The organism is Desulfonatronospira sp. (genome assembly GCA_003563255.1).
Taxonomy (GTDB): Bacteria; Desulfobacterota; Desulfovibrionia; order Desulfovibrionales; family Desulfonatronovibrionaceae; genus Desulfonatronospira.
Genome location: PWSL01000407.1, coordinates 1 through 5,275 on the forward strand (window position 1 = coordinate 1; position 5,275 = coordinate 5,275).

At 43.2% G+C, this 5,275-nt stretch carries 3 protein-coding genes; 2 read left to right on the top strand and 1 reads right to left on the bottom strand.

Features of this window, described 5'->3' with window-relative positions; genetic code table 11:
* The first annotated feature begins 165 nt into the window (after positions 1-165).
* Both QZP87_RS11770 and QZP87_RS11775 read left to right on the top strand, forming a co-directional pair.
* Complete coding sequence (locus QZP87_RS11770; protein ID WP_291323119.1) at positions 166-1,170, top strand: NAD-dependent epimerase/dehydratase family protein; 1,005 nt, start codon at positions 166-168, stop codon at positions 1,168-1,170.
* A gap of 395 nt (positions 1,171-1,565) precedes the next feature.
* A complete protein-coding gene (locus QZP87_RS11775; RefSeq protein ID WP_291323120.1) occupies positions 1,566-2,900 on the top strand; it encodes a DUF362 domain-containing protein in 1,335 nt (444 codons plus the stop codon).
* A 189-nt stretch (positions 2,901-3,089) separates the two neighbouring features.
* Here the strand turns inward: QZP87_RS11775 and QZP87_RS11780 are convergent, their stop codons facing one another.
* Entirely contained in the window at positions 3,090-4,484 is a 1,395-nt protein-coding gene (locus tag QZP87_RS11780; protein WP_291323121.1) for a hypothetical protein, read from the bottom strand.
* Positions 4,485-5,275 lie beyond the last annotated feature (791 nt).

Consider the following 5,275-nt stretch of genomic DNA (forward strand, 5'->3'; position numbering starts at 1 on the left):
GCTTTGCGGTATGGCCTGGGAAAAATTATGCTCCAGCGTGATTTTTACCTGGTCTACCCCGCAAAGCTTGATTTTCTTACCTTGGCGTACTTGGCGCCTTGAGCGAAGCGGGCGGTTAACAAAGTCTTTCACCAAAAACCAATCAACCAAGCAACAGGCCATGGAATGAACCCAAAGGAAAGAGTTCTCGTCACCGGCGCCACAGGCTTACTCGGCCGCAGGACAGTCGAGATGCTCATTGACCAGGGTTTCAGCGTCCGCGCCCTGGTCCGCACACCCTCCAAAATCGGCAACCTGGCCAATCTCGGCGCGGAAATAGCCCAAGGCGACGTAACCAACCCTGACTCCCTCAAACCAGCCTTTAAAGATATCGGCTACGTCATCCACGCCGCTGCTGATACCAGTGGCACAATAGAAGGCGCCCGCCATGTGACCATTGAGGGCACCCGCAACATCCTTGACCTCTGCGCCTCCCACCAGATCAAAAAACTTGTCTACATCAGCTCTTGCTCGGTTTACGGTTCAGCTGATTACAAAGACGGCCAGGTCGTTGATGAAAACTCTCCCCTGGAGCGTTTCCCGGAACGCAGAGGCATCTATTCCTGGGCCAAGCTGGAAGCGGAAAAGATCGTCCTGGATTGCATGAATCAGGACAAAGTGCCTGCGGTCTGCCTGCGTCCGGGGACGATCTATGGACCCGGCGGCGAGAATTTCTCGCCCATGCTGGGTTTCAGTTTCAAAAACAAAGTCTTTATCATAATCAATAGGAAAGGGTTCATCCTTCCCCTGGTCTACGTGGACAACCTGGTCCAGGCTATCCTTGCGGCCCTGGTCCAGGATAAGAGCACAGGTCAGGTGTACAATGTAGTTGATCCGCAGCAGATCAGCAAAAAAGAGTATATGGACACCTTTATCCGCAAACTGTATCCAGACGTCTGGTTTGTCTATGTGCCCTATGTTTTTCTGTCCGCAGCCACGGCCTTGCAGGAAATGCTCTTCAAGGCCTTGCGACGAAACCCCGTCCTGACCAGATACCGGCTCATCTCCTCGCAAAAATCCCTGATCTACGATTCTTCAAAGATTAAGAGCCATCTGGGTTGGTATAATACTTTTTCTTTTAAAGTGGCAATCCAGGACATAGTCAAACATAAAAAGCATGACTATTCGTAAAATTACTCTTGAATTTATTGTCTACAATTGAAGAATTACAATGCTTGCTATTTTCGCTTGTGTTATGTATCATAAAGTTTTAATTGATAAAATTATTTTTTGACAATTTATTAAATGTGTTCATTTGATTTACAGGATCAGGTATTAAAAACTTTAGATCTATATAAAACGCTCCTTAACAGATACTGGCACTGAACTTGTTATCTCTGAGTCACTGTGCTCTATGTCTCACCGTCATTCTTAACTGACACAGACAATGATACAAGCACTTCACGGACTCGGAATAAAGATAAACTGGATTGAATGCTGGAACAAACAGCAGCTGGAATATCTTTTCCAAAAAACTGTATATATTACAAAACGTCTCAGATTGAGTTAATGTTGAGGTTTAATCAATGCATGTATATATTGAAAAATCTGAAAAATATGATAAAAAATTAGTTGATAGAGTAATTACTTCTTGGGAAAAAGTGCTTTCAAAAAACATTTATCCGGGAGATGTAGTCGTTCTAAAGCCAAATTGGATCTCAGAATCACATATTCATAAAAAAGATGAGTGGGAACATGTGGTTACCCATCCTTTGATTATAGAATCGGTATTAGAACTGGTTCTAAAGATTTTAAGAGGAAAAGGTAAAATTATTATTACAGACGGTCCAGAAACATGTGCAAGCTGGAACAAATTGATGGAAATAATGAATCCTGCAAAATGGATCAATATGGGAAGAAAGGCTGGCGTAGATGTCTCAGTCATGGATCTTCGAGATGATGAATGGGTTAAAAAAGGAGAAATGATAGTCCAAAGAAAAAAATTGCAGGGTGATCCTCTTGGTTCTGTAATTTGTAATTTGGCTGAAAAAAGTGAATTTGTTGGTAAGAATGCAGGAAAATATGGTTTTTTCGGAGCTGATTATAACCAGAAGGAAACCAATGAGGCACACTCACTTGGTAATCATTTTTATAAGGTTTCGAGATCAGTGCTGGAGGCTGATGTTTTCATAAACCTGCCTAAATTGAAGGCACATAAAAAGGCTGGCATTACCTGCTCGTTAAAAAATTTAGTCGGAATTAACACATATAAAAACTGGTTGCCGCATCATACATGTGGTACACCTTCAGAAGAAGGCGATCAATTTCCTGAAAAAAGTTTCAGATCCTTATCTGAAGGATCTTGTACTAGAGTAATATATGATTACCTCGCAACAAGGCCTCAGGCTGCAAAATATTTTATTCCAATCAGGAAAATAGGTAAATTCGTTTTTGGCGATACAGATAATACGATTCGCAGTGGAAGCTGGCATGGCAATGATACTCTTTGGAGGATGGTGCTGGATCTGAATAAAATTTTATTTTATGCCAATGTCAATGGAGAGCTCCGTAAAGATTTTCCCGGAAATAAAAAAAGATATTTCAGCATTGTAGATGCAGTGGTTTCCGGTGAAGGTAATGGTCCGCTTGCGCCTGAGAAAAAAAATACAGGGTTAATTGTACTGGGAAGTGATCCAGTATCTGTAGATGCTGCCTGTGCTAAACTTATGGGCTTTAGTTGGGAAAAAATACCTGTAATTAAAAATGCATTTGCAATCCAATCGTACCCCTTTTCTCCAGATAATTATGAAGATATTCATATTAAATCATCAATTGAAGAGTTTAACAAACCGTTAACAAGAATATCTAAAAATTTTTCATTTAAGCCGCCCCTTGGGTGGAAAGATTATATTGAATTGTAAGTTAAGTCTGAGAAAGTCGTTTTGTCGCACGAAGTTTGTAACAAGAGTCAGGGTAAGGATCAGTAAATCAAAAGAATTTAATCTTTTTTGCTGGAAACTCTTTGAAATTCAATGGGAATTTTATGGTTGTCATGGGAGAAAATGAAAATCAGCTCCTTCTGGTGAAATTTTTAAGGTTAATTCCTGAGTTTATAAAGGCAGGGGAACCTTGGAGATCACCCATCTGAATTTACCTGCTTTAGTTCGGGGAATATTTTCGACGAACTCAAGCTCTATGCGCATTGATAGACCGACCCGTTGGCTCAGTGCGGCAATTAGGTGCGCAGAATCTTTCTCTGTGTAATCCTCTCGTGGGACGATCTTTATGCGCAAAAGATCGATCTTCTCCTGTATTATCTGAGACTCCTGAACTGCATCCAGAGGTTTGAAAGGGTGGGTCAACACTGATGAAGAGATAAGTTTGCCCTCTGGTGTGACCACGATATCCTCGTCTTTGGTTGTCACGCCTGTAAAGCGCGGCATATGCCGTCCGCAGTTGCATTGTTCGGTATTGATTGCCGTGACGTCTGAAGTCTTGTATCGAATAAAGGGCATCCCGAAGTTGAGTAGACTTGTGCCCACCAAGTATCCTTCCTTGCCCGGTTCCACCGGATTTCCATCGTTGTCGATGGTTTCATTTAGCGCAAACTCGAAACTCAGGTGGTATTCGTGAGCTTCAGGGCAGTGACCGGCAAAGGCTACCCTTTCTGCCATACCGTAAAAATCGAACACCGGGGCTTGAAAATGTTCCTCTATAAGCTCTCGCTGAAGTGGTAGCAGGGTCTCGGATGATGTGAATACTGCCTTAACCGGAAACTTTTGCCCAATTTTTTTTAGATAACGGGCAAGGATGTAGACTGTTGATGGATAACCTTCGATGCCTGCCGGTCGGTACTGGTTAAGTTTTTTGAAGAAATGGGTCAGGTATTCTTCACTCAGATGGAATGAGGACATCCAGAGCATATTGTGGATTCGATCATGCTGCCAAAAAGGGGGGGTTGTTTTATTGGTCGGGACTATTGTTCGACCCAGTAAAAGAGCGATGCCGTCGCCGTATTTTACCCCACCCCAAAGCTTCTGCCGCCAGTCAACAGCATTATTGTAGACGCATGTCTGTTTGTCCCAGTAGCAGGAGAGGGGAGAACCAGTTGTTCCTGACGTATGGCCGTGGATGAGTTTGCTTTTGGGATACTTTGAGCTTATAAGCTCCTCTCCTGCAGTCCTGACGTCTTCGCAGGTGAGAACCGGCAGTTTCGATATATCCTCAAGATCTTTTATTTCCTCCGGCCGCACGCCATGTTCAGCAAAGCGTTTGCCATAAAACGGGACTGTATCATAGGCATGTTTAATCAGAGCCTGGAGGCGTTCCAGCTGGTACTGGTGTATCTGGTCCGGAGAGTACCACTGGGTTTTTTTAAGCTCTTCAAGCGCCCGGGCAAAAGGCCTGCCGTAGCGCTCCCGGTGGATACCCAGTGCATACAGGTTAAGTAGAACACTCTGCACCCCGTATGGGGCCTTATTATAGAGGGATTGCAGTCTGCCCATGTTTAGATCCTGTAACAGTTTTTAATAAAGATATCAAGCAGTTGGTTATCTATCAAAAATGGTTCTAAGTCGGGCTGTGCCCGCAGCCCAAACAAAATATCATTGAACCGCCCGCTAGAAGATCTATCCAGTTGAATACGGCTTTGCCGTAGACCGAAAATCTATTCAACCGGGCGAGCTCAAGACTCAAAGGTCGCAAAGGAATCAACCTCTGCTTAGCCTCTTAAACTTTGTGTACTTGGTGCCTGGCCTGCCACGCTTCCTGCCACGCTTCCTAGCGTGGTTAGCATGGATAGCGTGGTTCAATTTTCTTGTTTTTTCTGACAGGATTTCATGAGTAAGTCCTATATTCCTTTTTGTCTCCGGCATTATTAGAAGATGTTGAAAAATAAGACAACTGATAATTTTTGAGTGGCATTTGCTTATCGCTAATAATATTCTTTGACGGCAAAGAAAATTTTATCAAGACTTGTGCCGTTACCGAAGGTGGAGCAAGTTATTCCTATACCCCGGCTCGGGGAATAGGAATATTGATACTCTCTCTTCTCCCCTCTTGCTCAGCGACTCTAGCGAAGTCTTCGCAGCGGGCGTGAGACATTTCTTTACTCTTTTTAACCCTTAACCCATCTTTCCGCAAAAAAGGCTGATTTGGTGTAATTTTTGGCGAATTTTGTCTTGAGAGTCATGTAACCCATTGAAATTATTGTTTGGGTGTCCACTAAGCCCTAAATGTAGTGCCCATAAATTAAAAATTTCTCTTGCACTCGGCACTGAATATGCTATTTATGGAC

Bases quoted from the DNA above. Each gene is read 5' to 3' on its own strand.
- QZP87_RS11770 (WP_291323119.1), top strand. From the start codon at position 166: ATGAACCCAAAGGAAAGAGTTCTCGTCACCGGCGCCACAGGCTTACTC.
- QZP87_RS11780 (WP_291323121.1), bottom strand. From the start codon at position 4,484: ATGGGCAGACTGCAATCCCTCTATAATAAGGCCCCATACGGGGTGCAG.
- QZP87_RS11775 (WP_291323120.1), top strand. From the start codon at position 1,566: ATGCATGTATATATTGAAAAATCTGAAAAATATGATAAAAAATTAGTT.